Raw genomic sequence first — 26,990 nt, 5'->3', positions numbered from 1 at the left:
CAAGACTATTTTGTGTTTATCACTTTACTTATAATCTGTGCACTTATCTGATCCACAGAAAGAGCTGAATTGGACAAAACAATAACTGCAGATTTCTCATCTGGGATTAGCGCAAAGAATGATGAGCTACCTCCTGTTCCCCCGTTGTGCCAGTATTGTATCACATCATTTGTCATATTCATATGCCAAGCCAACCCAATATCTGTTGAAGGAGGCAGATAATAGGTGAATTGTCTGGTAAGAGCAAGAGCTTGTTCTAGTTTGCTTTCCGGCATTTTGAATTGTGCCTGAGCAAAACGCAACATATCGGTGATTGTTGATTTTAAAGCCCCTGTTGAGGCATAAGCCTGCCATTGCCACATAGGCACTTCAACACCTGTGCTGTTGTAAACTTTGGCCGCATGCTGCGTTTTCAAATTCACCTTTTCCACTGTATTGGCCATTCCCAATGGTTGCGTGATGATTTCTGTTAAGTATTGACTATAGGTCTTTTTTGTAATCAAGGAAATCAATTCACCCAGTAGCGCAAAGCCCGTATTACTATACTCAAATTTATCACCTGGATCGCTTTCGGGTTTTATATTTTTTAAATAGGAAAATAGCTCTTTACGGCCATAGCTCGCATAAGGATCGAGCATCGAGAATTTTGGCGTTTTATCCAGATTCGCTGCTAATCTAGGAAGTCCTGAAGTGTGATTAGCCAGGTGTTTAAAGGTAATCTTATGTAGGTTAGGGTTTTGCGTTAAAGAGTCTGGCAGGAATTTGGTAATGCTGTCGTCTAGTGTTATGACCTGATTTTCCACCAGATTAGCCAATAGTGATGCGGTGAAGACTTTTGTAATCGAACCTATTTCGAAGAGTGTATTCTCTTTAGGGATAGAAAGGGAGTCACCTTTAACAGTCTCACCATAGTAAAAGGTGTTGATTTTTCCCCTGTGGATTATACCAATAGCTAGTGCCTGGGCATTTTTTTGTTCAATATATGTTTTCGCTATTGAATCAATAAACTCATCCAGTGGATTCGTTTTAAGGACAATTGATTTTACATTTTCCTTTTTTTCTATCACTATCTCTTGATCCTGAATCTTAAATAGGTCAAAATGGAACGTACTATCTGTTTTTAGAAAGAGAGAGGCTTTCTTTTTGCCTATAGTCAGATTATAACCGGCTATACCATTGTTAAATGTTGCTGGAATTACTTCTTTGATCTGTCCAAAACTGTAAAAGTATTGTAGTGCTATTTCCAGATCTTTAACTGGAATATTTTTTTTAAAATCAAGACTAGCCATCGCATAGATAGAATCAGTTTGCTGCGTGTTAAAGAAATATTCTATTCTATTGTACACTAGTCTATTACTCTTTTCTACAGGAGACTGGGGATATACAGAAGATACATAGAATAAAGTAATAAGCGCGTATATTGCATTTTTGATCATGCTACAAATCTACAAAAACAGGAAGTTATAATCCAATTGTTTGTTTTAAGCGTGCGTAGCCTGATTTACTGATGTTAACTTTGTCCCCATTTAAGAGCATACCTCTATAGCTTTCTTTTTCCATCGGTTCAATCTTAGCTAACTGATCTACTTTGATAATGAAAGATCGGTGTACTCGCACAAATTGTTTCGCGTCCAATTGTTTTTCGAAGGAAGACATTGTTTTGTTCTTTAAGAACATACCTTCTTTAGTGTGGATTTTGACGTAATCGTCATAGGCTTCCAGATATATTACCTGTTGAACAGGGATCAACTTGATTTGTGTTCCATTTTTTACTACTATGCGCTCCAACACATCTTCTTCGACTTCTTCTTGGAGATTTTTTATTGCTTTTTGTGCTTGATTTGATCCGTGAATATTTCTGAATTTTTGTATAGCCTGTTTAAATCTATCTTCGGATATAGGTTTCAGTAAATAGTCGACTGCAGATTTCTCAAAGGCTTTTATGGCAAACTCTTCAAAAGCAGTGGTGAATACAACATGTGGCATGTCATCTACAATCTCTAGCATTTCGAATCCCGTCAATTTGGGCATTTGAATATCCAGAAAAACCAGGTCGGGTTTGTGTTGGTGTATTGCTTTGGCTCCTTCAAAGCCATCGCCGCATTCTGCTACAACCTGAATATCACCTTCGTTTTCTAAATATCCTTGCACGATCATGCGTGCTAGAGGTTCGTCATCAATTACAATTGCTTTAATCATGTTGAGGTATTTTAATGGTTGCTGTAAATTGGTTTTCTTTTTTTCTAATGCTTAATAAGTCTGTTCTACCATAAATTAAGAACAGTCGTCGTTGTATACTGGTTAGGCCGAAGCCTGTTCCTTTTGAATTATAAAATTGGTCGGAATCGTATGGATTTGTAATTTCAATGGTCAACATGTGCGGTTCCATACTGATAATTGTTTCTATTAAAACATCTCCTGTCACATTGTATAATCCATGTTTGATAGCATTCTCCATTAGTGGTTGAACAATCATACTTGGTACCTTGGCTGTTAATACTTCTTCTGGATATATAAAAGTCGTATTGAGTCGATGACCAAATCTTACTTTTTCAATTTCTAGATAGAGTTCCAGATGTTTGATCTCATCAGTCAATTGTATAAGCTGTTTGTCGTCTTTTCTCAAAGTTCCTCTTAAGAAATCAGATAGTTGGAATGTCATCTTTTTTGCCAGATCAGGTTTTACAGTAATCAATGCAATAATTGAGTTCAAACTGTTGAAAAGAAAATGAGGTTGAAGCTGTTGTCTCAAATTGTATAATTCAGCGTCCCGTACCAGTTTTTCAGATTCTTCCTTTCTTTTTTTGTTTTCATGATACTCTTCTTGAATATTCCAAAAAATATTTATGATCATCACACACATTAATAGAAGGAAGTTTATTATAAAACGGTAGGGAAGACGTTCGTAATAGTGATTGATAGACGGGTTGTCAAAAAATCGGGTTGATGAAAAAAGCGATATACCTAAACTCAATATAGTCAATATAATACAGATAACTGTAATCTTAATATATTGGTTTTTTTTTGGCATGTAAAACTGCATGGAGCTGAATATCAAATAGCAGCATGCTGTGATGGATAAAGCTCCGATGGCAGGTTCTACAGGATTGACTTTAAGGGGATGAAACTCCCACCACAACAGAAAGTAAGACGCTAGAAAGTAGAGTACAAAAATAGTCCAGGCACTGATGTGCATCAGCATGTTTTTTGACTTTAGTTTAAACATAGTTGAGGACATAGATTAGCGTTTAGCTATTTTTTATTGTTAAACTTCCGAATATAGAAGTACCGGTAATGAAAAGTTTTTTATTTTCATCAAACGGATGGTTGATGATCACACGTCTATCATCACTTTCGCCCATAATAGATGAGACGGAAGGCGATACAGTCCAGTGCGGAGGAACAATAATTTTAGTGCTACCAAACAATTGAAAGACATCAATGACCGCAGGCTGATTGAGATCTGCCTGTAGCAAATTAACTTCGGTACTGCCGAAAATATTTGTCATCGTACCCCCTAGAAAGTTTTTTGACAGTACTATTTTTTTTGCACTTCCAAATATAGAGTCTATTTTTAAATAATTCTCCGCGTAGTAAAAGGCACTCCCTTTAGGGGCCCTTTGATCATGATATGTGTTTTCGTCATTGAAATTCTGCGTATTGGCATGTGGCGTTTCATGAGAAGAATGTTGTTCTATAACGTCAATAACTCTTTTGTCCCAATCAAATTCATCTGTGGGATGTTGAGGTGTGTTGTCAGGAGGAGTCATTGGTATCTCAGGAACTTTACGATTTCTATTAATTATGTAAACACCTAGTATTATTGCTACGGCAGGAATCAATATTTTTCCTGGATTAAAATCTAGCATTTCTCTCAGCAGGAATACTCCACCGATGGTGATAAGAATAAGAGAGGATTTTTTTTGAAACTTCGAATTCACACCTATTACAAGCCCAATAATAATCAAGATCATTTGCCACCCAAATATCCATCTAGGGAATAGATAGCCGAAGTCTAAGTTTTTCAATAGAAGAAAGAGACCGAACAATATGATTATGGCCCCAACTGTAGTTGAACTTTTATTATTATTTGGTGGTAGTACTGGCTTCTGTTTCATGTTGTCTGTTGTTTCCATTTCAATATTATTTATATCCCAAAAGTACTCACTTCATACATATAGCTGTATTGCTATTAGGTATATGATTTCTCTTGTTCGGTAAATGGCTTCATTTAGTCGGTGAAAATAACACACTTCTTACGGGAATTAAAATAATGTGTGAAAAATACATATTTTTTCAATAAAATTTGGATGTTTAAAATTAATTATTATATATTTATGGAATTAAAAAATAGGATTTAAACTTAAATACTTAACTAGACTAATGGGAGATTTTGAAAACAAAGAGCGTGAAGAAGTATTTTCAAAAAAGGTGAGAGCTGGAAAACGTACTTATTTTTTTGATGTAAAGGCTACGCGATCAAATGATTACTATGTGACTATCACTGAGAGCAAGAAGCGTTTTGAAGATGGTCAGTTTATCAAGCACAAGATATTCTTATATAAAGAAGATTTTGAGAAATTTGCAGAAGGACTTACGGATGTTGTAGAGTACATCAAATCAAATCAAGAAGTTGTTGAGAAGAGATACGAGCCTAGTCAAGATGATTCTGCATACGAAGGTAATGAAGAGTTTGTAGAGAAGAATAATTACTCATTCTAATCAAAAGCTTTTCAAAGGTTATAGTGAGCCACTTTAATGAAAGTGGCTTTTTTCTGTATTATATGCACGATGAAAAAGATAGGTGGATTTTCTATGTTCGCTACTGAATAGTGTATATTCGTGGTAAATATGTTGCAATAATCTTTACGGAAGCAAATAGGTCTTTTTATATTTTCGTGAATATTTTTTTAAATAAGTTATGAACAAGTTGTTTAGTGTTTTTTTTGCTTTGTCTTTTTTGGTTCTACAACAACCAGTCGAAGGACAGACCAAGCGTTTGAGTTTCGATGAGTCTTGGGGACGAGGGTATACGGTTACCAAAGCTATTAATGGTTATATCGGTTGGGCTGATAAAGAAAACTATCTCGAGTTGGATCAGTCTGACAGAAAAACTTATAAGGTGAATGTTAAGTCTGGCAAAAGGGAGTTATATACGCCGCTACCCAGTAGCGATATACAGGTTTTTGTGAAAGAAAAGGATATTTATATTAAATATGGTCAGGAAGAAGCAAAAAGGATAACTAATTCGCCTGATAAAGAAGAACAAAATCCAACGTTATCACCAGATGGTAAACGTATTGCGTTTACCAGAGCCAGCAACCTGTTTAGTGTCAGTGTTGAAGATGGCAAGGAGCTTCAATACACCAATGACGGCACAGATGTAATATATAACGGTTGGTCCTCTTGGGTTTATTACGAAGAAATACTAGGGAGAGCTACCAACTACAAGGCCTTTTGGTGGTCCCCTGACAGCAAAAAAATAGCTTTTATGCGTTTTGATGATTCTAAAGTGTCAATGTTTCCTATTTATGTTTCAAAAGGTCAAAATGGTTACTTGGAAGAAACTAGGTACCCGAAAGCAGGACAGAATAACCCCGAAGTAAAGGTGGGATTTGTGAAAGCGGAAGGATCGGCCGTTACTTGGGCAGCATTTAATGAAAAGGACGATCAATATTTTGGACAACCCTATTGGAGCTTTAACAGTGAATCTATCATGGTTCAATGGATGAATAGGGATCAGAATAACTTGAAATTTTACGCAGTAGATCCTAATACCGGATTGAAGAAGGAAATTTATGATGAGGCGCAGGCTACCTGGATTAATTTAGATCATGATGAGCGGATTACTTATCTAGGCGATAATAAACATTATATCTTGAAATCTGATAAGACGGGTTGGGCACATTATTACTTATATACATTAGAAGGAAAGTTGTTAAATCCTATTACGCAGGGAGATTGGCAAGTGACTTCCTTAGCACGTATTGATGAAAAGAACAAGGTTATTTATTTCACAGCCCGAAAAGAAAATTCGGCGACGATGGATTTATATAGAGTGGATTATTCTGGAAGGAATCTGAAACGATTGACTTTTGGTGATTTCACCCACAATATTAGCGTCTCTCCAGACGGGAAGTATTTCATTACAAACTATTCCAACGTAAGTACACCAACTAAGGTGGCCTTAGTGGATAACCAAGGTAAGGTATTGAAAGAATTAGCAGACGCTAAGTCGACAGATTTTAATAACTATAAAATTGGTAAGACGGAGTATTTTACGATTAAGTCCGAAGATGGTAAGTTCGACCTTCCTGTAGTTATGACATATCCCACAGATTTTGATGAGCAAAAGCAGTATCCTGTTATCATGAGTATTTATGGTGGGCCAGATGCAGGTACTGTCAAAAATACTTGGAAAGGTACATCGAATCAACATTGGGCAAATGAAGGTGTTATCCAGATCGCTTGTGACCACCGTGCTTCCGGGCATTTTGGTAAACAAGGAGTAGCGCTCATGCACAGAAATCTTGGCTATTGGGAGCTGTTGGATTATATAACGGTTGCCAAATGGTTAAAATCCAAACCTTGGGTTGCAAAAAACAAGTTGTTGATTACAGGGCATAGTTATGGAGGGTATATGACTTGCTTGGCATTGACAAAAGGAGCCGATTATTTTGATTATGGTATATCCGGCGCGCCTGTTACAGGTTGGGAGTTATACGATACGCATTATACAGAACGTTGGATGGATACGCCTCAAGATAATGCCGAAGGGTATAAAAAGGGGTCAATTCTTACTTATGTAGACAAATATAAAGGTGGTTTAAGGATTATGCATGGTGATATGGATGATAACGTGCATATGCAAAATACCATACAGTTAGTTGACGCGTTGACTGATCGTAATGTTCCGTTTGAGTTAATGATTTATCCTGGAAGTAGACACGGATGGAATAAATCTAAAGTGGCTTACGACTTCAGAGAACGCGCTAGGTTCTATTATCAATATTTATTAGAAAAGCCTTTACCAAAGGAATTTAAATAAGGTTTTTATTTCGTTATAAATGAATTTAAATTAATGAATCTATACTCACCGTTTTGCATCACTTTTGTCTAAAAAGTGATGCGTTTTTAAAAGGTGATAGTATATATCTGGAAAGTAACGTGGTGTATCTTTTTACTGATCTTTTTGAGGAGCAAAAATGATATTGTTTTTATATAAAGCTAGCGAGTTTCTCAGGATACTGATGTGAAGTAGTTGGATATTGATTGGTTGTGCTCTAAAGCTATTGTCTTAAGTGATTACAGCAGTGTATTTCGATCCGTTCGAGAATATGTTTGTTTTAATATGGATAACTTATGTTCCAATAGCAATATTCTCTAGAATAGAAGTGGTTAAAAAGATTTGGTTTCGGTTGATGTAATCCAAAAAATATATCATCTTTGCAGTATTATCCGTTTATATGTTAGAATTTTTAAAGGAAAGTACGTTTAAAGCAAATGATGTGTTTTTCAGAGCTTTGAATATTTTGAGAAAACACTACGTCTCTGTCGCAGGATTATGTTTTCTCTTGTTTGTGACCAATAATCTGTCTACATTTTTGGCGACATATCTTAGCGACAGTACAGGTAGCGCTGTAAAGGTTTTATTGCTTTTGGTTTTTGTCGTTTTGTTTTTTGGGTTACAACTGATCTTGATTAAAAGAGCCATACTACTTGCCAATCATGTGGAACATGCGGAATTAGTGACTTATATCCCGTCTGTAAAGCAGTTTTTTAACTTTTTATTGGGACTCATTACTTATTCTATTTTGACCAGTTTGATTTACTTGGGCTGTTCTATTGTATGTATGCCTTTGTTGTACATGAATGTAGATATGGATACTATTTTGTGGGAGATCAACCCATTGTTGACAGGTATTGTCATGATGTTGGTTTTAATTCGTATATCTTTCTTTCCTTTTTTTATTTTAGAAAAGAATTACAATGTACTTAGAGCGGGAAGACTGAGTGTAGCTTTTACAAAGGGAAATGTTGTAAATCTATTGATATTGATGTTGGTTCTAGCTTCGGCTTATATTCTGCAATTAACATTTGAATATTTTGACTCTCCGCTATTGGCTAAGATCTCGAGCTTATTGAATACCTTTATCGTCATTCCTTCGGTGAGTTTGGTTATGGCAGTGGCTTATGTCGATATGATGAAGGAGTATAAAGGGAGTGATGATCCAGAATTATTGAAAAATATTATTTAAGTAAAAGGATAAGTGGAGAAGAAGAAAAGTGTAGCAATATTAGGATCAACTGGTAGTATCGGGACTCAAGCCCTCGATGTTGTTAGATCTTTCCCCGATAAGCTTGAAGTGGCTGCATTGACCGCTAGTAATAGTGTCGATTTGCTGATTCAGCAGGCATTGGAATTTAGGCCAGAAGTCGTTGTCATTATCAAAGAAGAGTACTACAGTCAAGTGAAGACTGCTTTAGTTAATACGGCATGTAAAGTACTTGCCGGCGAAGAGGGATTGATTGAGGCCGCTACATTGGTGGGGGTTGACGTCGTTCTGAATGCTATTGTTGGGTCAGCTGGATTGCGACCTACGGTAGAGGCTATAAAGTGTGGTAAAGATATTGCCTTAGCAAATAAGGAGACGCTCGTAATGGCTGGTGAGTTTGTCATGGATCTTGCTCATAAGCATAAAGTCAATATGTTGCCTGTAGATTCAGAACACTCTGCTATCTTTCAATGTCTAGTAGGTGAAGATAATGCGATTGAAAAAATATATCTTACGGCATCAGGAGGGCCATTCCGGGGAAAGACCGCCAAGGATCTTGCACAAGTAACACGCGAACAGGCCCTGAAACACCCAAACTGGGCTATGGGGGCAAAGATCACGATAGATTCCGCTTCGTTGATGAACAAGGGACTGGAGGTAATTGAAGCCAAATGGCTGTTTGATCTGGATCTTTCCCAAATTGATGTTATTGTACATCCACAATCTATTATACACTCCATTGTACAATTTGAAGATGGTTCTATGAAGGCTCAAATGGGAGTGCCTGATATGAAGCTACCCATTCAATATGCGCTGACCTATCCTAAGCGATTAAAGAATGATTTTAAACGTTTTAATTTTATGGATTATGCTGAGCTAACTTTTGAACGGCCAGATTTCGGTACCTTCAGAAATCTAGGATTGGCTTATAATGCATTGCATGAAGGAGGAAACAGATGTTGTGTATTAAATGCGGCAAATGAAATTGCGGTTGAAGCCTTTTTACAGGATAGAGTGTCATTCTTAGGGATGTCGGATATTTTAGAGGAGACATTATGTCAGATTAGTAACCTTGAAAAACTTAATTTAGAGGATTACATAACTTTTGATAAAGAAAGTAGGCTTGTGGCACGAGATTTAATAAGTAAGTTGAGAAACTAAAATTTAATAGATGGGAACATTAGTAATGATAGGACAGGTGATTTTAGCACTGTCTATTTTAATTATATTACACGAACTAGGGCATTTTTTGGCCGCCCGTATGTTCGGTATCAAAGTTGAAAAATTCTATTTGTTTTTTGATGCTTGGGGTGTTAAACTGTTCAAGTTCAATTATAAAGGATGCGAATATGGTATAGGCTGGTTACCTTTAGGTGGTTATGTTAAGATATCCGGTATGATAGACGAGTCTATAGATACGGAACAGATGAAAACAGAACCTAAACCGTGGGAGTTTCGCTCTAAACCAGCTTGGCAACGTCTTATCGTTATGTTAGGTGGAATTATTGTTAACGTGATTGTGGGTATAGTTGTCTTTTGGATGATTACTTTCAAGTATGGAGAGGCTGATTTTGATAATACAAAATTGTATGGTATAAAACCCGGTATTATAGGACAAAATATAGGACTTAAAGATGGGGATAAAATTATTGCTGTAAACGGTAATAGGGCAAATTTATTCTACAAGGATTTGATGACCTCTGATGTCTTAATGGGAGACGCGACCTTGCAGATCGAAAGAGCTGGAAAGACATTGGATATTGTGCTACCTGCTACTATGCTAAATGAAATAGCCGAACATAAACGGAATGAGTTTGTAACTCCCCTATTCAAAATGCTACCTATAGATTCTGTTTATAGAGAATCCCGAGCCGAAAAGATGGGCCTATTGAAAGGGGATAGTATTGTTGCGATCAATGGTGTTAAGGTAGATCGGTTAGATGTTTTTCAAGATGAAGTAGCCAAGAACAAAGGAAAGGAGATTAAGCTGGAGGTGATACGTGGAGTAGATTCTTTGCGGTTGATTGCTGCTGCTGATACTTCATCGATTTTAGGATTTATTAATTCCCAGCCTGTAGTGAGGCGTAACTATACTTTTGCGGAATCTCTTCCTATTGGTGTCAACAAAGCTTTTTCGGTAATAACGGATAATATTAAAGGGTTTGGTAAAATATTCAAAGGGGAGGTTCGTGCAGATAAGGCTCTATCTGGACCGGTAGGTATTGCCAAGATGTTTGGGAAAGAGGTGGATTGGATGCGTTTTTGGACACTAGTGGGTACGCTATCCATGGCTTTAGCATTTATGAATCTTTTGCCTATCCCTGCGTTAGACGGAGGACACGTAATCTTCTTATTGGTTGAGATGGTTCAAGGAAAGCCATTAAGTGATAAGTTTTTAGAGACGGCCCAGATGGTGGGATTTTTTATACTGATCGCACTGATGCTCTTTACCTTTGGAAATGATATTTTAAAGTGGTAAAGTTTTTAACAGAATATTAAATTATGGAGAGCCTGTATAATATATATAGGCTCTTTTATTTTAGGTAGTTCTTGATAAGTGCTATTAGGGAGATCAGGACAGGACTTGGATTGGAGTTTACGTAAGTCATAAGAATTTGAGTGTTGATATCCGTAATGTTTTTAATATCGACGAAGTATACTTGAGAACTATCGTAATCTTGTTGAACTGATTTTGGTACTATAGCTAGCCCTGCTCCATGACCGACTAATTCTAATATCGATTGCATCGTATTACATTCATGAATTATCGAAGGTGTAAAGTTAAGTCTACCACATATCTCTAATACTTTTTGATAATAAATAGGAGCATAGTCACTATTATATGTTATAAAATGTTCGTTGTTAAAATTGATCTTATTTATGGCTTGTAAGTGAGCCCTAGAGCTTGGTGTTGCCAAAACGAAACCATCTTCATATAAAGGCACTTGGCAGAATCCCGAACGAGTAATAGGAGCTCGTATAATACCTATATCGAGCTTACCTTCCTCTAGAGCCTTTAATTGTTTTTGAGATGAAATCTCAAAAAGATGTATTTGCAACAGCGGATACTGTTCTTTTGCAGATTTTAGTATTTCGGATATTTTCTTTTTAGAAATGGAACTAACATAACCGAGACTAAAGACGCCACTTTCGGCAAGATGGATCTGTTTACAGCGGTATTTTACTTTTTCTAAATGACTTAGTATATGTTCGCATTCTGTCAAGTAATATTCTCCTGCATCTGTCAACACTACTCTTTTGTTACTTCTTAAAAATAACTGAACTTCCAGTTCTTTTTCCAGCTCTTTAATCTGTCGACTAAGTGGGGGTTGAGAAATGAAAAGTCTTTTGGCAGCTTTTCCAAAATGCAATTCTTCGGCTAAGATCTTAAAATATCGGAGGTGTCTAATTTCCATGATACCTAATGGGTATTGATGATTAACAAAAATAGTATTTTTAAGGTATTATAAGCTTCTGTAGATTTGATTTTGTTATAAGAACCAAAAGATGAACAGAAAGTCTACATTGAAAGAAATTGAAGAACGTTTTGATCAAGATGTCGAACGTTTTTCAAACTTGGAAACAGGGCAAGCGACTACGCTCGATGCGACATTTAATATGACACTATTTGCCGAGGGCATAGTGGCAGCTTATCCCAAACTGGCTTCGGTCTTGGATATCGGTTGTGGAGCTGGTAATTATGATGTTAAGCTATTGACACATATTAAACCACTCGACATTACTCTTGTTGATTTAAGTAAACCTATGCTCGATAAAGCACGCGAACGTGTAGAAGAGCTTAATGAAGGGGGCAAGGTGATCTGTTTGCAAGGAGACTTCAGAAATATAGATATCCCAGAAGAGTCGTTTGATGCCATTATCGCTACTGCTGTACTCCACCATCTTCGTGAAGACGAAGATTGGAAACAGGCTTTTACCAAGTTCTATCGTTTGTTACGAAAAGGGGGGAGTATTTGGATTTTTGATCTTGTGGAGCAAGTTACTCCTGCGCTGCAACAACTTATTTATAAGGAAAAGTATGGAGATTATCTGACATCTCTACGTAATGAATCTTATCGTGATCTTGTCTTTGATTATATAGAAAAGGAGGATAGTCCCCGATCATTGATGTTTCAGGTTGATTTGTTACGGCAAGTCGGATTTTCTAAAGTGGATATCTTACACAAAAACTTGTGTTTTGGAAGCTTTGTTGCTTTTAAGTAAATGCAATTGTGTAATGTTATTTTTTGTTAAGTGTCTATTGATCATTTCGTTTGTCCAATAAATTGATTTAAATTGTAGAATAAATCAGAGGTTATCATCATCTCTATAAACTAATTAAACATTATGAGAAAATTATTGACACTTCTTTTTATCATCCCTCTTTTCGTGACGGGTCAAGAAAAAGGGATTAATTTTGAACACAACGGCAATTGGGAAAAAATCAAAGCCAAAGCGAAAGCAGAGAATAAACATATTTTTGTGGATTGCTTTACGACCTGGTGTGGCCCTTGTATCTGGATGGCAGAAAATGTTTTTCCACAGGAAAATGTAGGCACTTTTTTTAATGCCAATTTTGTAAATCTAAAACTTCAGATGGATCAGACTAAAAAAGATACTGAAGAAGTCAAGTCGTGGTATAGCGAGGCTACTCGATTTGCTAAAGATTACGGTGTCAGGGCATATCCTACTTTTCTTATTTTTTCACCAAATGGTGAGCTCGTACATCGTATGGTAGGAGGCGGAGAGGCGGAATCCTTTATCGCAAGAGCGAAGGAAGGACTCAATCCAGAGACACAGTACGTAACATTGGTCAAAAAGTTTGAGGCTAACCCCAAAGACGCCGCGATAGCGAAAAGTTTGGCGAAAGCCGCACAGTCTGCCTATGATGAAGCTATGTCCAGTAAAGCAATTACTGCTTTTATTGAGAGTGTAGGTGTTGAAGGAGCTTTGACGTCAGACAATATTGACTTACTATTGCAAGGCGCAACTTCTAGTAAGAGCGCTTCATATGGTATTATTAAAGATAACATGAAAAAGGTAGATGCATTGCTTGAGGAAACTCAAAAACCAGGTAGTAGTAATGATATTTTATCTTCAATATTAGTCTACGAGCTTGTTATGCCTAAAATAGGGAAAGCTGAAACGCCTTCCGTTGATTTTGTTGCCTTGCAGAAAGAAATAGAACAAGTTCATCCCTATGTAGATATGACATCGTCTTTGGCTAGAGCTAAAGCTCAATATTATGGTCGAGTAAAGAATTGGCCGGCTTTTAAAGATGCCGTTGATGAATTTGTTAAAGTGGGTAGTAAACGGTTGTCTCCACAAGATTTGAACTCATTTGCTTGGACAATTTTTGAAAACTGTGATGATGCAGCATGCATCACATCCGCATTGGCCTGGAGTAAAAAATCTTTAGAGGCGGGAGAGAATGCGGCTTATCTGGATACGTATGCAAATCTTTTGTACAAATCAGGTGACAAAGCCAATGCCATTAAATGGCAGGAGAAGGCTTTAGTAGCAGCCTCGGAAAGCGAAAAGGAAAATTATCAAGCTATACTTAATAAAATGAAAGCAGGTGAACCGACTTGGGATTAAGAATGTCGTATGAATAAAAAAAAGCCTCGAAAGAGGCTTTTTTTTATTCATGGACAACGCCCATTTTACTGAATTTGTCTATTCTCTCTGTGACAAGTACATCAGGCGCTTTCGCTTTCAATATCTCCAAATCATTTAAAATCTGTGTTTTTAAATGATTTGCTGCCTCTTCCGGGTTTTGGTGAGCACCGCCCAGAGGTTCGGGGATAATACCATCGATTAATCCATTAGCGAGCATATCCTTTCCGGTTAATTTTAATGCTTCAGCAGCACGCTCTTTGTGATCCCAACTTCTCCATAGAATAGAAGAACAAGATTCAGGAGATATAACAGAATACCAAGTGTTTTCCATCATATACACACGGTCGCCTATACCAATCCCCAATGCCCCGCCAGAAGCTCCTTCGCCAATTACGATACAGATTACAGGTACCTTAAGTACGGACATCTCTAAGAGGTTACGTGCGATAGCCTCTCCTTGACCACGTTCTTCTGCTTCCAGACCTGGGTAAGCTCCCATTGTATCAATAAGTGTCACAATAGGTTTGTTAAACTTCTCGGCCATTTTCATTAGGCGAAGCGCTTTGCGATATCCTTCTGGATTGGCCATACCAAAGTTTCGGTATTGTCTCTCCTTAGTATTTTTACCTTTTTGATGCCCGATAACCATAACCGATTGACCTCCAATGGAAGCAAAACCTCCAATAATAGCCTTATCGTCTTTTACTGTCCGATCACCATGCAATTCAATAAACTCATCACAGATCATATCAATATAGTCGAATGTCTGTGGTCTGTCCGGATGCCGTGACATCTGCACTTTTTGCCAACCGGTCATGTTTTTGTATACATCGACTGTTGTTTCAGTAAGTTTTTCTTCGAGTTCACGGATTGTAGCACTCATGTCGACTTTCGTTTTCTCTGCTACTTGATGAACCTTCTCTATTTGAGTTTGCAAATCTGCAATCGGCTTTTCAAAATCAAATGTTGTTTCCATATTTAAAAACGGTTTCGTTTTAGGAGGGCTAAGTTAGTGTATTTTTTGGTGATTCTAAAACAGTTTTGTGCTTAAATAGTATCGCCAATTGTTCAAAAATTAGTAGATTAGGCATCTTTAGAGAAATCAGAAAAATGGTAGAAAAGACTAATACAAGCAAATTTCCGTTTACGTTCGTTATAAAGATTGTTCTTTTAACCGTTACGATCACGCTTTTTTTTAATACTACTAAGGAAGATGAGACTATGTGGTGGTATCAGGTTTTAAGAGGAGTTTATTTTTTTCTTGTGCCCAGTATTATCGTTTCAATTGCACGCTTTGTTATTATCTCTTTTTATAATGCCCGTCATGCAAAGGTGGCAGTACGTGGCAATTTTGTATTGGGGATAAATCGTCTAACCGCGATGTTAAATGCGGTATTTGTTGTCATAGCCTTGATGATAGCATTTGGGATCAAGCCCATAGAATTTCTTACCAGTCTTACTATTGTAGCGATGGCTATAGCGGTATTATTTAGAGATTATATCACGAATATGTTGAGCGGATTATTTATTATGTTTTCTGAACAACTTTCTGTAGGGGACAGGATTAAAGTCGGTGATCAAAAGGGAAGGATAGTCGATATTACGTTTGCAAATATCGAATTGCAAAATGATGAAGATGATATTGTGATGATACCTAATAATCTTGTTTTTACCAATCCAATGGTAAATTTATCGGCTCATCGCTCCAATTTATTTACGGTAAAATTTGAGTTGCCATTAGCGATTCCCATATCAGTTGATCAATTAGAAAGTGATATTCGTTCTACTTTAACAAATCATCCCAATTTAGCTCCCACCAATGAGCTCGATTTGGAAGTGGTTGAAATAGGGAAAGATTTTGTCCGATACAAAATGGAGCTTTATGCTGTCAGTAGCAGCAATAAACTTCATAAAAGTATAGAAAATGAAATTTTGAAATATATCTTAGACTTTAAGCACAGACAGGCTAAATCTTTCTAACTTTAATACTCTCGACAAAATGGTTTGATCCTTTTTGCAATATTAAATCGGCCCTATATTTCGTTGGTAGAATATTGTCATGAAGGTTTGGTTTGTTTATTTCATTCCATATCTGAGTGGCCATGTCGCGACTTTCCTCTAAGGTCATATCTGCATATTTATGGAAATAAGACGTTGGATCTTGAAAGGCTGTTGCTCTTAACGATTCAAAGCGATTAATGTACCAGGAAATAATATCTTGCTCCAATGCATCAACATAGATTGAAAAGTCAAAGAAATCGGATACAAACACCTTGTTGTTTTGACCTTTTTGGGAGTTTACCTGTAATACATTGATACCCTCCAGTATCAATATGTCAGGTTGATTAATTTCTTGGTCTTCTTTGGGAAGTACGTCGTATTCCAGATGCGAATACATCGGTACGAAGATAGATTGAACTCCGGATTTGATTGCGGAAAGGAAATGCAGAAGTTTTTTTGTGTCATAACTTTCAGGAAATCCTTTTCGATTCATTATATTTTTATCAGCAAGGACTTTATTGGGGAATAAAAATCCATCAGTGGTCACTAATTCCACTTTTGGTTTATTTGGGAGAAATGATAGTACTTTTTTGAGGACCCGGGCGGTTGTGCTTTTTCCTACTGCCACCGAGCCCGCGATGCCGATTATAAAAGGCAGTTTTTGTTGATTCCTTTGAAAAAAAGAGTTACTATTATCTCTTATCCTGTCATAATTTTTTATATGTAGTTCGATCAGATGTGCCAAAGGGAAATAAATCTCTTCGATTTCCTTCATATTTAGAGGTTCATTAAGGGCGTGTAACAAATTGATGTCTGTAGATTCCAGATTCAGGTTAAATTGTCCATTTAGATCCTTCCACTCTTCTCTTTCAAATTGCTGGTACGGACTACTTAATACGAGTTCCTCTTGTGATGATGACATTAGTGACTTCTTTTGATGGTGCAAATATAATACCCCTAATACAAATTAACTGTAATTTTATTGTAGTATATTACTTTCGATAACAATAGGGTTGCTTAGAATCTTTTGAACGGGACATTTGTCACCGACTTTGAAAATCCGTTCTTTTTGCATTTCATCCAAATCACCAATCAGTTTTATGGTACAGCGAATATACGTGGTCTGCTGTAGTGTGCTTTTGATCACTTCAGCAGATAATCTGATTTCAACAGATTCTAAAGGCCATTGTTTTTGATCAGCATACATCCGCATGGTCATGGCCTTACAGGTACCTAGTGCCGATAAGAGGAGGGAAGTAGGTTTAGGACCAAGATCAGTTCCACCCACTTCGGTAGGTTCATCAGCTATAAAACTATGTTGATTGATTTGTACTTCTGTTTTGTATTTTTCTTTACCAATAGTTACTTTAACTTCGTCGTTCATGTTTTTTTATTCGTCTAATAATCCTTCTATAATCAAAGATCCGGTACCTGGGTTGGTCGCGAGAGGAACATTGTACAAATCACAAATACGCATCAGCATTTGAATATCTGGTTCATGCGGATGCTTACCTAGCGGATCTCTAAAAAAGATAATACCATCAATTTTTCCTTCTGCAGCAAGAGCAGCAATCTGTGCGTCGCCTCCTTTAGGTCCACTCAGTTTCAATTCTACTTCTAAACCTGTCTGCTTTACATAGGTACCCGTAGTGCCAGTCGCTACCAGTTTAGCTTTTTTTAGGTGTTCGATACGGTCTTTAACAAAAGCCACCATCTCGGCTTTTTTTCCATCGTGAGCTATTAGAGCAATTGTTTTCATGCTTAAATTAAAAGATATTATCCAAAGAAAATGTAAGCTACTATTATAGCAGCAATCACACCAATAAATTCAGAAATCAATGCACATGGTAACGCATGTCTTGTGTTTTTGATAGCTACAGATCCAAAATAAACGGCCAAAACATAAAATGTTGTTTCCGTAGATCCTTGAATTACACAGGCTACACGGGAAGCAAATTCATCTGGACCTTTAGCGGCCATTAAATCTACCATCAGCCCTCGCGCTCCAGAGCCACTAAGTGGCTTCATGAATGCCACTGGGAGTGCTTCCACAAAAGAAGTATCAAAACCTAACTTAGCAATTAAGAATGAAATACCGTTTACGAGGTAATCCATTGTTCCTGATGCTCTAAAAACGGCTATGGCTACTAATATAGCAACTAGATAAGGAATGATATTGACTGCGACACCAAAACCTTCTTTGGCTCCCTCAATAAAAGCATCATACACATTGATTTTTTTGTAGAAAGCGAGAGCTATGAAAGAAACAAACAGCGAAAAGAGGGTTAAATTCCCCACCACCGAAGAAATTACTTCTATTTGCTGTTGTTGTAAGGTTGAAAAATAGTAAAGAAGTCCACCAATTGCAAGAGATAGACTACCCAAGTATAATAATATTGTTTTGTTGAATAAGTTTATTTTTTGATAAATGGAAACCATGAATAGAGCCGCTAATGTCGAGAAGAAAGTAGCAATCAGGATGGGGAGAAATACATCAGACGGTTGTGCTGCTCCAGCCTCCTGTCTATAAGCCATGATAGATATGGGTAGTAAGGTTAAGCTTGATGCATTCAAAACAATGAACATAATCTGTGCATTAGACGCTGTGTCTTTTCGTGGATTCAGTTCTTGCAATTCCTTCATGGCTTTTAGTCCCAAGGGGGTCGCTGCATTATCTAGACCCAAAGCATTAGCTGAAAAGTTCATTAAAATAGATCCCAAGGCAGGATGGTTTTTGGGGATCTCTGGAAAAAGCTTGTTGAAAAATGGACCTACAATACGTGCAAATATGGTAATCATTCCACCTTTTTCTCCTATCTTCATTATTCCTAATGCAAAGGTCATCATTCCTATTAAGCCTAATGAGATGGTAGCGCCACCTGCTGCACTGTCAAATAAAGCCTTGACAATATTTTGGAAGACCTCCGTGTCGCCGCCGATAAGTTTTATCAGAGCTACCACAAAAGTGATCAAGAAAAACGAAACCCAAACGTAATTTAGAGCCATATAATTATAGTTTTCGGTTGTAAATGTAAGGTTTATGAAAGATTCTTCCAAAAAGGAATTTAGAACAGTAAAAACTGTTTAATACAAGTGTATTCTTATTTTAACTCGCTATCAAGTGCTCTTATTATTGCGCTAGCTTTCAAAAGACATTCTTTATATTCTTCTTCCGCTTTAGCACTATAAGTCAAAGCTCCCCCGGTATGAAAAGATAGATACTGTTGGCTCTGATTGTACAAAATTGTGCGTATTACTACATTAAAATCAAAATCCCCATCTGGTGAAAAATATCCAACTGTACCAGCATAAATACCTCTTTTACTTTTTTCATACAAATCGCATAAGCGCATGGCGCTAATCTTGGGAGCACCTGTCATCGACCCAGGGGGGAACAGGTTTTTTAAAGCTTGTATATCCGAAATGTCTGCTTTTTGTTGTCCTGTTATCGTGGAGATTAGTTGGTGTACTTGCTTAAAGGTATGTACTTCCAATTTTCGACTTGCATCTACACTGGCAGGTTCTACAGATTGTGTCATGTCATTGCGTACCAAATCGACAATCATTACGTTCTCGGCAATTTCTTTGGGGTTGTTGCGTAATTCACTTTTAAGACATTCGTCTTCTTCCTCAGTCACTCCCCGAGGTGCTGTACCTTTAATAGGTTGCGAAATTAATGTATGTCCTCTTTTTGCAAGAAAACGTTCCGGTGATGCGGAAAGGACAAACTTATCTCTCAGTTTAAAAAAAGTCGAGAATGGTGTAGGAGATATTCTATTCAATTTGTTGTATGTAGCTATAGGATTTAGTATAGCTTGTTCTGCATAAAATTCTTGACAGAGATTTACTTCATAGATATCACCACGTTTGATATGATACATCATCTTTTCAAACGCATTAAAATAGACCTCCTTGGACATTCTTTTTTTTACACGAATAGCCGATCTTTTTCGTGTAAAGTCTTGGTTCATAAACGAAAAATTGTCAATGGATTGAAATATTTCTTCGGGATTATTCGACTCGATTTCCAAGCTTGAATTCGAAAACTTTAATACTGTTTTTGGGATAAAAAAATAGGCCTCTGGAAAGCCCAGGTTATCCGGCTGCGAAGTAGTTAGTGCCTCTAACTCATTTTTGAGGTCGTAGCTAAAAAAACCAAGCATCCAGTTTTGTGGATACTTGGTTTTAAAATTTTCTACCTTAGCGAAGGTTTGTGTACCATCGCTTTCGAAGTCGGCTTTAGCATCTACTGCCAATAGAGATGCCACAGAGGAGTAAGCGTCCTTGTAGCCATTGGACTGAAAATAACACACTTGTTCGAATTGTTGAGCCCATTCTAGAGCTTTAGCTTCAAATAAGTGATCAACTTCAAATATGGCTTTAGCCATGGCTTAATTCAAAGCAATAGTTTGTGTACGGTCTGGTCCTACAGATAGATATTTGATAGGCACTTGAAGTGCTTTTTCTAAATAAGCAATGTAATTTGCCAGTGCTGCAGGGATTTCTTCTTGCGAGCGTATCCCTGTTAGATCCTGATTCCAACCTTCGATTTCCTCTAAGATCGGTTCTGGTTTGATTGAATTTATGTCGTAAGGCATATAGTCAATAATTTCTCCGTTATATCTGTAATGTGTACAAGCATATATTTTTTCAAATGTATCGAGTACATCTGCTTTCATCATTACTAATTCCGTTACGCCGTTCAGCATTATTGCATATTTTAAGGCAGGGATATCAATCCATCCTGTCCGTCTAGCACGCCCTGTTGTTGCACCAAATTCATGGCCCAATTGACGTAGTTGTTCACCAACTTCATTATCTAACTCTGTTGGGAAAGGTCCACCTCCAACACGGGTGCAATAAGCTTTGAAAATGCCTAGTACGTCACCTATTTTGTTAGGAGCTATACCTAATCCTGTACAAGCACCGGCTGTTGTCGTATTGGATGAAGTTACAAATGGATAAGAACCGAAATCGATATCGAGCAATGTACCTTGTGCACCTTCAGCTAATACTTTTTTTCCTTCTTTTAAGTATTGGTTGACTAAATGTTCTGAGTCTACATGAGGTATTGTCTTTAAGAATTCGATAGCGGCTAGGAAAGCGTCTTCACGTTCTTTGAAATCAGGAACTTCACCATAATGTGATAAGATATTCAAGTGTTTTTCTTTTAATCTTTCATAGCGTTCCATGAAATCAGGTAACGTAGTGTCCCCTACACGAAGACCATTTCTACCTGTTTTGTCCATATAGGTGGGGCCGATCCCTTTCAAAGTGGAGCCGATTTTTCCTTCACCCATTTTGGACTCCGATGCCGCGTCTAAAAGTTGGTGCGTTGGAAGAATTAGGTGCGCTTTACGCGCTAAAACTAATTTTCCTGTTCCTACAGGATCAAAACCTGCAGACTTTAGGTTATCTAACTCTCTTTTAAGAATAATTGGATCGATTACTACACCGTTTCCAATTAAGTTTAAAGTTTTTGGGTTAAAAATACCTGAAGGGATAGTGTTTAAAACAAACTTTTTGTTGTCAAACTCTAACGTATGTCCTGCATTAGGACCTCCTTGGAAACGAGCGATAAGATCATATTGAGGACATAGTACATCGACTATCTTTCCTTTTCCCTCGTCGCCCCATTGTAAGCCCAGTAGCACATCAACTTGCATAACGTATTATTTTGAGATTAAAATTGAAATTTTCAAAAAATAAAAATAAGACCTTGACCTTAGTCTAAGAAAAACACCTTTTTTAAGGTGTTAACTGACTATAAAAATCATTTTCAGAATAATACTGAAAAATAGCCCTTACCAAATGTAGATCCATTAATAGATACTACAATAAAATAAAGTTCGGAAAATTGATTACTCAATTTTCCGAACAAAAATACTATTTAAAATAAAGGATGGAGAATTAATTTGAAATTACTTCCTTACCTACTTTTTTCTGTTCTTTGCCTTTAGATTCTCGGCAATCCTGACACACCCCATATAAGTTTAGAGAGTGATGCTTGATGTCGAATTTTAGAAGATCACCAATCATACTTTGAATCTGATGGATTCGGGGATCACAAAATTCAACCACTTTGTTGCATTCTATACAAATAACATGGTCGTGTTGTTTGTAGCCATAGGACTTTTCAAACTGAGCCATATTACGACCAAACTGATGTTTGGTCACTAGATCGCAAGATACCAAGAGTTCTAGGGTATTGTAAACTGTGGCTCGACTGACCCGGTATTTTTTGTTTTTCATATGAATATAGAGCGATTCTACATCAAAATGATCTGTACGGGAGTAGATCTCCTCTAAAATTGCATAACGCTCTGGAGTTTTTCTCAGATTTTTATTCTCTAAGTAAGCCTCAAATATTTTTTTAACTGTACTGTAGTTTTCAGCTTGATTCATCTTCTTTTAACACTTAAACAAATTTACCAATTTCTGTTCTAATTCTAGCATATTAAAAAATTCTGATACTGATATGATCAATTTTCAAATTCGTATCTCGTTACGCTAGTTATACCACTAACTAGTTTCAGGTGGTTAATTAGATTGTCTAATTGATCTAGGTTGTTGATGTTAACCATGATATTTCCTTCAAATATGCCTTCATTACTCGATATAGACAGCGACCGTATATTTACCTTAAATTCTTGCGATATGACTGTGGTTAGTTTATTGACAAGTCCGACATCATCGATCCCTATAATACGGATTCCTGTCAGAAAGGATGTTTCTATCTGCGATGATGCCCATTGTGCCTTCAGGATTCTATAACCATAATTGGCCATCAATTTGGAGGCGTTAGGGCAGGAGGTACGGTGTATTTTTATTCCGTCGTTTACTGTCAGGAAGCCAAATATATCATCGCCTGGGATAGGATTACAACAAGGAGCTAATGTATAGTCCACTTTTTGTAGATCATCACCGATTAAAATGGTGTCGTTTTCTTTTTTATTGATCTTATCAACTAACCCTGATATATGGGAAGAGAATTGATTGGTGTTGCTCTCGTGTATTTTTTCACTGGCAGCATATTCTCTCAGGTTTTTGATATCGATATTTCCTTTAGCCACATTATAAAATAGTTCTTGCGAACTCGGGTATTTAAAGAAATTAGCTATCTTATTAATATTATCTGTGTTGTAGGTTATTTTCAGTGACTTGAGCTTTCTTTCCAATATCTCTTTTCCTTCCTCGGCTACTCTTCTTTTTTCTTCTTTTAAGGAAGAACGAATTTTAGATTTAGCTTTTGCTGTTACCACAAAATTAAGCCAATCTTCTTTTGGAGTTTGCTTGTTCGAGGTTATTATTTCTACCTGATCTCCGTTTTGAAGGGGGTGACTTAGCGGTACCAATTTGTGATTTACCTTGGCGCCGATACATGTAGCACCGATATCAGAGTGTATTTCAAAAGCAAAATCGAGTGCTGTTGCTCCGTTTGGAAGTTGTATTAATGCTCCCTTCGGTGTAAAAATAAAAATCTCATCCGAAAATAGATTCATTTTGAAATCATCCAAAAAGTCTAATGCATTTTGCTCCGGACTTCCTAAAACATCCCTTACTTTTTGAATCCATTGATCGAGTCCATTATCCGAGTTGGATTCTTTGTACTTCCAATGTGCCGCAAATCCTTTTTCGGCTATTTCATTCATCCGTTTAGTACGTATCTGCACTTCTACCCATTGACCTTTTGGTCCCATTACTGTGGTATGGAGCGATTCGTAGCCATTTCCTTTCGGTGTTGATACCCAATCTCGCAAGCGATCAGGATTGGGTCTATACAAATCAGTAATGATGGAGTATACCTTCCAGCATTCAGTCTTCTCTTTCTCGTATTCCGAATCTATAATCACCCGAATAGCAAATAAGTCATAGACTTCCTCAAAAGGAATTGATTTTTTACGCATCTTATTCCATATCGAATGTATGGACTTCGGTCGGCCATACACTTCGGCTTTAATCCCCTGTTCCCTCAGGATTTCTTCGATCGGTGCTACGAAGTTTGAAATGAATCGCTCCCGTTCCGCTTTCTTTTCGTTCAGTTTTTTGGCGATAAACTTATAGGTATCTGGATCGGTATATTTCATCGAGAGATCTTCCAGTTCAGATTTGATCGCATAGAGGCCTAAGCGGTGCGCCAATGGTGCATAAAGGTAGCTTGTTTCAGAAGCTATTTTAAGCTGCTTATGGCGCGCCATAAATTCCATCGTACGCATATTATGTAACCTATCTGCTAATTTAATCAGAATAACCCGCACATCGTCCGCTAGCGTTAACAACATTTTTCGGAAGTTTTCAGCCTGCATTGAACTGTTTGGGTCAAAGACGCCCGATATCTTGGTGAGGCCATCAATGATCTTGGTGACTTTTTTTCCAAATAACGCTTCTATATCTTCTAATGTTAGACTTGTATCTTCAACTACGTCGTGTAATAACGAACAGACAATGGAAGTGGTGCCTAATCCGATTTCCTCTGCGGCGATTTGAGCTACTGCAATAGGGTGATAGATGTAAGGCTCTCCTGATTTTCTACGCATGTCTTTGTGACTCTCTAGCGCCAAATCAAATGCTTTCCGTATTTCCTGCTTGTCGCCTTTTTGTAAGGTAGGTTTACAAGCCCGCAATAGAGCCCTATACCGTTTTCTTATTTCTTTGTTTTCCGCCTCAATATCAATCACATAATCTGCCATAAGAACCTTTTAATTATTTTCGTAATTTCAATCAAAAATTGTAATTTTATAGTTAGGGTTTGATATGCCCTATTTGTTTTTGTTTTTATTTATATAAATATACAAAAAAAGAAGAATTTTTTAATTAGTCAATGGTCAAAAAAGCAATGTGTAGCTGTGGATTTACAAGGATTTTAATTTTCCTTATGGTATGGGGAGGTTTTGCTATGGCGCAAGAGCAAAGGCCACTTTTGACATTACCGCATTATGGTGCGGGCACTCCGGAAATAGTTGGCTACTATTTAACCACTAGACTGCAATCGGGAGAAGAGGCTCCTTGGTTTCCAATCGAAGAGGTGGTGATTCGTGCTAGGAGAGAATGGAAGAGTGAAGAGGAAAAAAATAGGTATTTAAGGTTGAAAAGAAATGTTCTTCGGGTACTGCCTTATGCTATATATGCACAAAAGAGATATGAGCAGTTGGATAGAGATTTGGCATTGGTAGACAGTAAGAAGGAAGAGAAAGCTCTGATAAAGGCTTGTGAGCAAGAGATAAAAGAGAAAATTACGAATGAAGTAAAGAACCTTTCGGTCTCACAAGGAAAGATTTTAATTAAACTCATCGAAAGACAAACTGGTAATACCAGTTATGACTTGGTCAAAGATATGAAAGGAAGTATCACGGCTTTCGTATATCAAGGGGTAGCTCGTGTTTTTGGCCATAATCTGAAAAGTACCTATGATCCTGCTGAGGATTTTGAAGTGGAAAACATCATTCGTGAATATGAACGAGTAAGACCTATTAACAAACCCTATCAATAAAGATGTTTTATATGGAGAACAATATTTACAGCTTTAAAGTTCTTGAATTTTCGGGAAAAGAGCGATCACTAGAGGATTTTTCTGGTAAGGTTGTCCTCATCGTTAATACGGCTAGTGGATGTTATTTTCGTAGGCAGTTTAAAACGTTGGAGCAGTTGTATCAAAGGTATAAAGACCAAGGTTTTGAGATATTGGCTTTTCCATCCAATGATTTTAGAAATCAAGAACCTCGCACAGGGGTTAATTTAGAAACCTATTGTAAAATAAAAGAGAGAGTTACATTTCCTGTGTTTAAACGAATACACGTTAAAGGTGATTACATTCACCCGTTGTATCAATTCTTATCCAATAAAGATCTGAATGGGGTATTACATAATAAGCCCCTGTGGAACTTTCATAAATATCTTGTTGATCGCAATGGAAGGGTGGTCGATTTTTATTATACAGTGACCAGTCCAATGTCTGCTCGGGTGCAACGTAAAATCCAGGAATTGTTAGCAGTGAAACAAGATTAATCTTTCATGGCTTTGTCATAAAAGAACTAAGACAATACGTCTATTTCATTAAGCCTATCAATAAAAAATATAATTTACCTAAGTTTGCTCTAAATGCTAAAAACATAATAAGGGTAAGGCAAATAATGTACATCGTGTCGGTTATAAGTTTTGGCTGACAACTAAAAAATACAAACAGATGAAATGTCCATGTATCGGAAACTACGCAAACACGAATGAATATATTTTGGATATTCCATCCCGACTATTTGGGATAAGTTAATGGCAGTTGAAAATCAAGTTATATACATATGAAATACTCATGTTTAGCGAAGCACAAACACCCATGAGTATTCCATATGATTATTAAAAGCAAGTTATACACATATGAAATTAGATTTAATGGTTATGAGCGTGCACCCAGATGATGCCGAATTGGGTGCTGGGGGGACGATCGCTAAATATGTGGCTGAAGGAAAGACGGTTGGTATTATTGATTTGACTAGAGGTGAGTTAGGTACTCGTGGTACGGCGGAGACCAGGGCAGAGGAGGCCGCAGAAGCTGCACGGATATTGGGTGTAGCGGTACGCGAAAATCTAGGTCTTCGGGACGGTTTTTTTGCCAATGAGGAAGATTCTCAGCGTGTTATTATCAGTATTATTCGCAAATATAGGCCAGAGATTATTATTACCAATGCGATTGATGATCGACATCCAGATCATGGACGCGCAAGTAAGCTTGTTAATGATTCGTTATTCTTATCCGGCCTTCGACGTGTTGAGACGCAGCTAGATGGCGTAAATCAAAAGGCATTTAGACCTCGGTTGCAACTTCAGTTGATTCAAGATAAATATTTACAACCTGATATTATTTTAGATATCAGTAGCTATTGGGAATTAAAAGAAAAATCGATTTTAGCCTACAAAACTCAATTTAATTCACTCACGGAAGAGGATGGACCACAGACCTATATCTCGAAACCCGATTTTATGGAGTACACAAAAGCTCGAGCACGAGAGTTTGGCCGGAATATACAGGTATCCTATGGAGAAGGATTTACGTCGCGTAAACTACTTGGTGTAAATGATCTTTTTGAATTGATTTAAATG

General features: G+C 37.2%; 25 protein-coding genes. 11 read left to right on the top strand and 14 right to left on the bottom strand.

The features are described 5' to 3' along the window. Window positions 1-5: 5 nt before the first annotated feature. Genes G7B18_RS04580 through G7B18_RS04565 form a run of 4 tightly spaced genes read right to left on the bottom strand, consistent with a single transcriptional unit; the run spans window position 6 to window position 4,136 of the window. Entirely contained in the window at window positions 6-1,436 is a 1,431-nt protein-coding gene (locus G7B18_RS04580; RefSeq protein ID WP_164122131.1) for a serine hydrolase domain-containing protein, read from the bottom strand. Window positions 1,437-1,461: 25 nt separating this feature from the next. Beyond that, window positions 1,462-2,199: a LytR/AlgR family response regulator transcription factor gene (locus G7B18_RS04575; protein WP_164108140.1), complete on the bottom strand. Its 738-nt coding sequence runs from the start codon at window positions 2,197-2,199 to the stop codon at window positions 1,462-1,464. Further along, window positions 2,192-3,226, bottom strand: coding sequence for a sensor histidine kinase (locus G7B18_RS04570; RefSeq protein WP_164108141.1), 1,035 nt, complete (start codon window positions 3,224-3,226; stop codon window positions 2,192-2,194). Before G7B18_RS04570 ends, G7B18_RS04575 begins: the two co-directional genes overlap by 8 nt. 22 nt (window positions 3,227-3,248) lie before the next feature. Further along, entirely contained in the window at window positions 3,249-4,136 is an 888-nt protein-coding gene (locus tag G7B18_RS04565) for a LiaF transmembrane domain-containing protein (protein ID WP_240452769.1), read from the bottom strand. A gap of 247 nt (window positions 4,137-4,383) precedes the next feature. Here G7B18_RS04565 and G7B18_RS04560 point away from each other — a divergent pair, with 247 nt between their 5' ends. The 5 genes from G7B18_RS04560 to rseP all read left to right on the top strand — a co-directional run bounded on the left by G7B18_RS04560 (window position 4,384) and on the right by rseP (window position 10,755). Beyond that, complete coding sequence (locus tag G7B18_RS04560) at window positions 4,384-4,722, top strand: DUF3276 family protein (protein WP_164108142.1); 339 nt, start codon at window positions 4,384-4,386, stop codon at window positions 4,720-4,722. A 199-nt stretch (window positions 4,723-4,921) separates the two neighbouring features. Further along, window positions 4,922-7,048, top strand: coding sequence for a S9 family peptidase (locus G7B18_RS04555; protein WP_164108143.1), 2,127 nt, complete (start codon window positions 4,922-4,924; stop codon window positions 7,046-7,048). Between the two features lie 418 nt (window positions 7,049-7,466). Then, complete coding sequence (locus tag G7B18_RS04550) at window positions 7,467-8,258, top strand: hypothetical protein (protein WP_164122130.1); 792 nt, start codon at window positions 7,467-7,469, stop codon at window positions 8,256-8,258. A gap of 12 nt (window positions 8,259-8,270) precedes the next feature. Further along, complete coding sequence (locus tag G7B18_RS04545) at window positions 8,271-9,437, top strand: 1-deoxy-D-xylulose-5-phosphate reductoisomerase (protein ID WP_164122129.1); 1,167 nt, start codon at window positions 8,271-8,273, stop codon at window positions 9,435-9,437. 10 nt (window positions 9,438-9,447) lie between these two features. After that, on the top strand, window positions 9,448-10,755 hold the full coding sequence (gene rseP / locus G7B18_RS04540) for an RIP metalloprotease RseP (protein ID WP_164108146.1): 1,308 nt from the start codon (window positions 9,448-9,450) through the stop codon (window positions 10,753-10,755). Between the two features lie 55 nt (window positions 10,756-10,810). Here rseP and G7B18_RS04535 read toward each other — a convergent pair whose 3' ends face one another. After that, the gene (locus tag G7B18_RS04535; RefSeq protein ID WP_164108147.1) at window positions 10,811-11,692 is read right to left on the bottom strand and encodes a LysR family transcriptional regulator; all 882 of its coding nucleotides are present in this window, start codon (window positions 11,690-11,692) and stop codon (window positions 10,811-10,813) included. Between the two features lie 91 nt (window positions 11,693-11,783). On the opposite strand from G7B18_RS04535, the gene G7B18_RS04530 reads away from it, so the two are divergent. After that, window positions 11,784-12,500: a class I SAM-dependent methyltransferase gene (locus tag G7B18_RS04530; protein WP_164108148.1), complete on the top strand. Its 717-nt coding sequence runs from the start codon at window positions 11,784-11,786 to the stop codon at window positions 12,498-12,500. 123 nt (window positions 12,501-12,623) lie between these two features. Continuing rightward, window positions 12,624-13,874 (top strand): thioredoxin family protein, encoded by a 1,251-nt coding sequence (locus tag G7B18_RS04525; protein WP_164108149.1) that lies wholly within the window; start codon window positions 12,624-12,626, stop codon window positions 13,872-13,874. Window positions 13,875-13,917: 43 nt separating this feature from the next. Here the strand turns inward: G7B18_RS04525 and G7B18_RS04520 are convergent, their stop codons facing one another. Further along, window positions 13,918-14,871: an acetyl-CoA carboxylase carboxyltransferase subunit alpha gene (locus tag G7B18_RS04520; RefSeq protein WP_164108150.1), complete on the bottom strand. Its 954-nt coding sequence runs from the start codon at window positions 14,869-14,871 to the stop codon at window positions 13,918-13,920. A 134-nt stretch (window positions 14,872-15,005) separates the two neighbouring features. Between G7B18_RS04520 and G7B18_RS04515 the strand changes: the two genes are divergently transcribed. Next, window positions 15,006-15,875 carry a mechanosensitive ion channel family protein gene (locus G7B18_RS04515; protein ID WP_164108151.1) on the top strand — a complete coding sequence of 290 codons (870 nt, stop codon included), beginning with the start codon at window positions 15,006-15,008 and terminating at the stop codon, window positions 15,873-15,875. Here the strand turns inward: G7B18_RS04515 and coaA are convergent. The 8 genes from coaA to G7B18_RS04475 form a co-directional block, all read right to left on the bottom strand. Then, window positions 15,862-16,818 carry a type I pantothenate kinase gene (gene coaA, locus G7B18_RS04510; RefSeq protein WP_164108152.1) on the bottom strand — a complete coding sequence of 319 codons (957 nt, stop codon included), beginning with the start codon at window positions 16,816-16,818 and terminating at the stop codon, window positions 15,862-15,864. The genes G7B18_RS04515 and coaA overlap by 14 nt on opposite strands. 57 nt (window positions 16,819-16,875) lie before the next feature. Beyond that, the gene (locus tag G7B18_RS04505; RefSeq protein ID WP_164122128.1) at window positions 16,876-17,280 is read right to left on the bottom strand and encodes an OsmC family protein; all 405 of its coding nucleotides are present in this window, start codon (window positions 17,278-17,280) and stop codon (window positions 16,876-16,878) included. A 6-nt stretch (window positions 17,281-17,286) separates the two neighbouring features. Beyond that, complete coding sequence (locus tag G7B18_RS04500) at window positions 17,287-17,655, bottom strand: methylglyoxal synthase (RefSeq protein WP_164108154.1); 369 nt, start codon at window positions 17,653-17,655, stop codon at window positions 17,287-17,289. A 17-nt stretch (window positions 17,656-17,672) separates the two neighbouring features. Continuing rightward, window positions 17,673-18,902 carry a nucleoside recognition domain-containing protein gene (locus tag G7B18_RS04495; RefSeq protein ID WP_164122127.1) on the bottom strand — a complete coding sequence of 410 codons (1,230 nt, stop codon included), beginning with the start codon at window positions 18,900-18,902 and terminating at the stop codon, window positions 17,673-17,675. 95 nt (window positions 18,903-18,997) lie between these two features. Beyond that, window positions 18,998-20,284 carry an anthranilate synthase component I family protein gene (locus G7B18_RS04490; protein ID WP_164108156.1) on the bottom strand — a complete coding sequence of 429 codons (1,287 nt, stop codon included), beginning with the start codon at window positions 20,282-20,284 and terminating at the stop codon, window positions 18,998-19,000. A 3-nt stretch (window positions 20,285-20,287) separates the two neighbouring features. Beyond that, on the bottom strand, window positions 20,288-21,562 hold the full coding sequence (locus tag G7B18_RS04485) for an adenylosuccinate synthase (RefSeq protein WP_164108157.1): 1,275 nt from the start codon (window positions 21,560-21,562) through the stop codon (window positions 20,288-20,290). A 244-nt stretch (window positions 21,563-21,806) separates the two neighbouring features. Then, a complete protein-coding gene (locus tag G7B18_RS04480) occupies window positions 21,807-22,301 on the bottom strand; it encodes a Fur family transcriptional regulator (protein ID WP_164108158.1) in 495 nt (164 codons plus the stop codon). Window positions 22,302-22,378: 77 nt separating this feature from the next. Further along, window positions 22,379-24,586, bottom strand: a complete 2,208-nt coding sequence (locus G7B18_RS04475) for a RelA/SpoT family protein (RefSeq protein ID WP_164108159.1) — start codon at window positions 24,584-24,586, stop codon at window positions 22,379-22,381. Between the two features lie 185 nt (window positions 24,587-24,771). Between G7B18_RS04475 and G7B18_RS04470 the strand changes: the two genes are divergently transcribed. The 3 genes from G7B18_RS04470 (at window position 24,772) to bshB1 (ending at window position 26,987) form a co-directional block, all read left to right on the top strand. Next, window positions 24,772-25,386, top strand: a complete 615-nt coding sequence (locus tag G7B18_RS04470; RefSeq protein ID WP_164108160.1) for a DUF4294 domain-containing protein — start codon at window positions 24,772-24,774, stop codon at window positions 25,384-25,386. 11 nt (window positions 25,387-25,397) lie between these two features. Continuing rightward, window positions 25,398-25,901 (top strand): glutathione peroxidase, encoded by a 504-nt coding sequence (locus G7B18_RS04465; protein ID WP_164108161.1) that lies wholly within the window; start codon window positions 25,398-25,400, stop codon window positions 25,899-25,901. Between the two features lie 366 nt (window positions 25,902-26,267). Next, window positions 26,268-26,987 (top strand): bacillithiol biosynthesis deacetylase BshB1, encoded by a 720-nt coding sequence (gene bshB1, locus G7B18_RS04460; RefSeq protein WP_164108162.1) that lies wholly within the window; start codon window positions 26,268-26,270, stop codon window positions 26,985-26,987. Window positions 26,988-26,990 lie beyond the last annotated feature (3 nt).

The sequence above is a fragment of the Sphingobacterium sp. xlx-130 genome, from assembly GCF_011007405.1.
GTDB classification, from domain to species: Bacteria; Bacteroidota; Bacteroidia; order Sphingobacteriales; family Sphingobacteriaceae; genus Sphingobacterium; species Sphingobacterium luzhongxinii.
The sequence above is the reverse complement of the archived record's forward strand: the minus strand, read 5'-3'. Positions and strand labels throughout refer to the sequence as shown.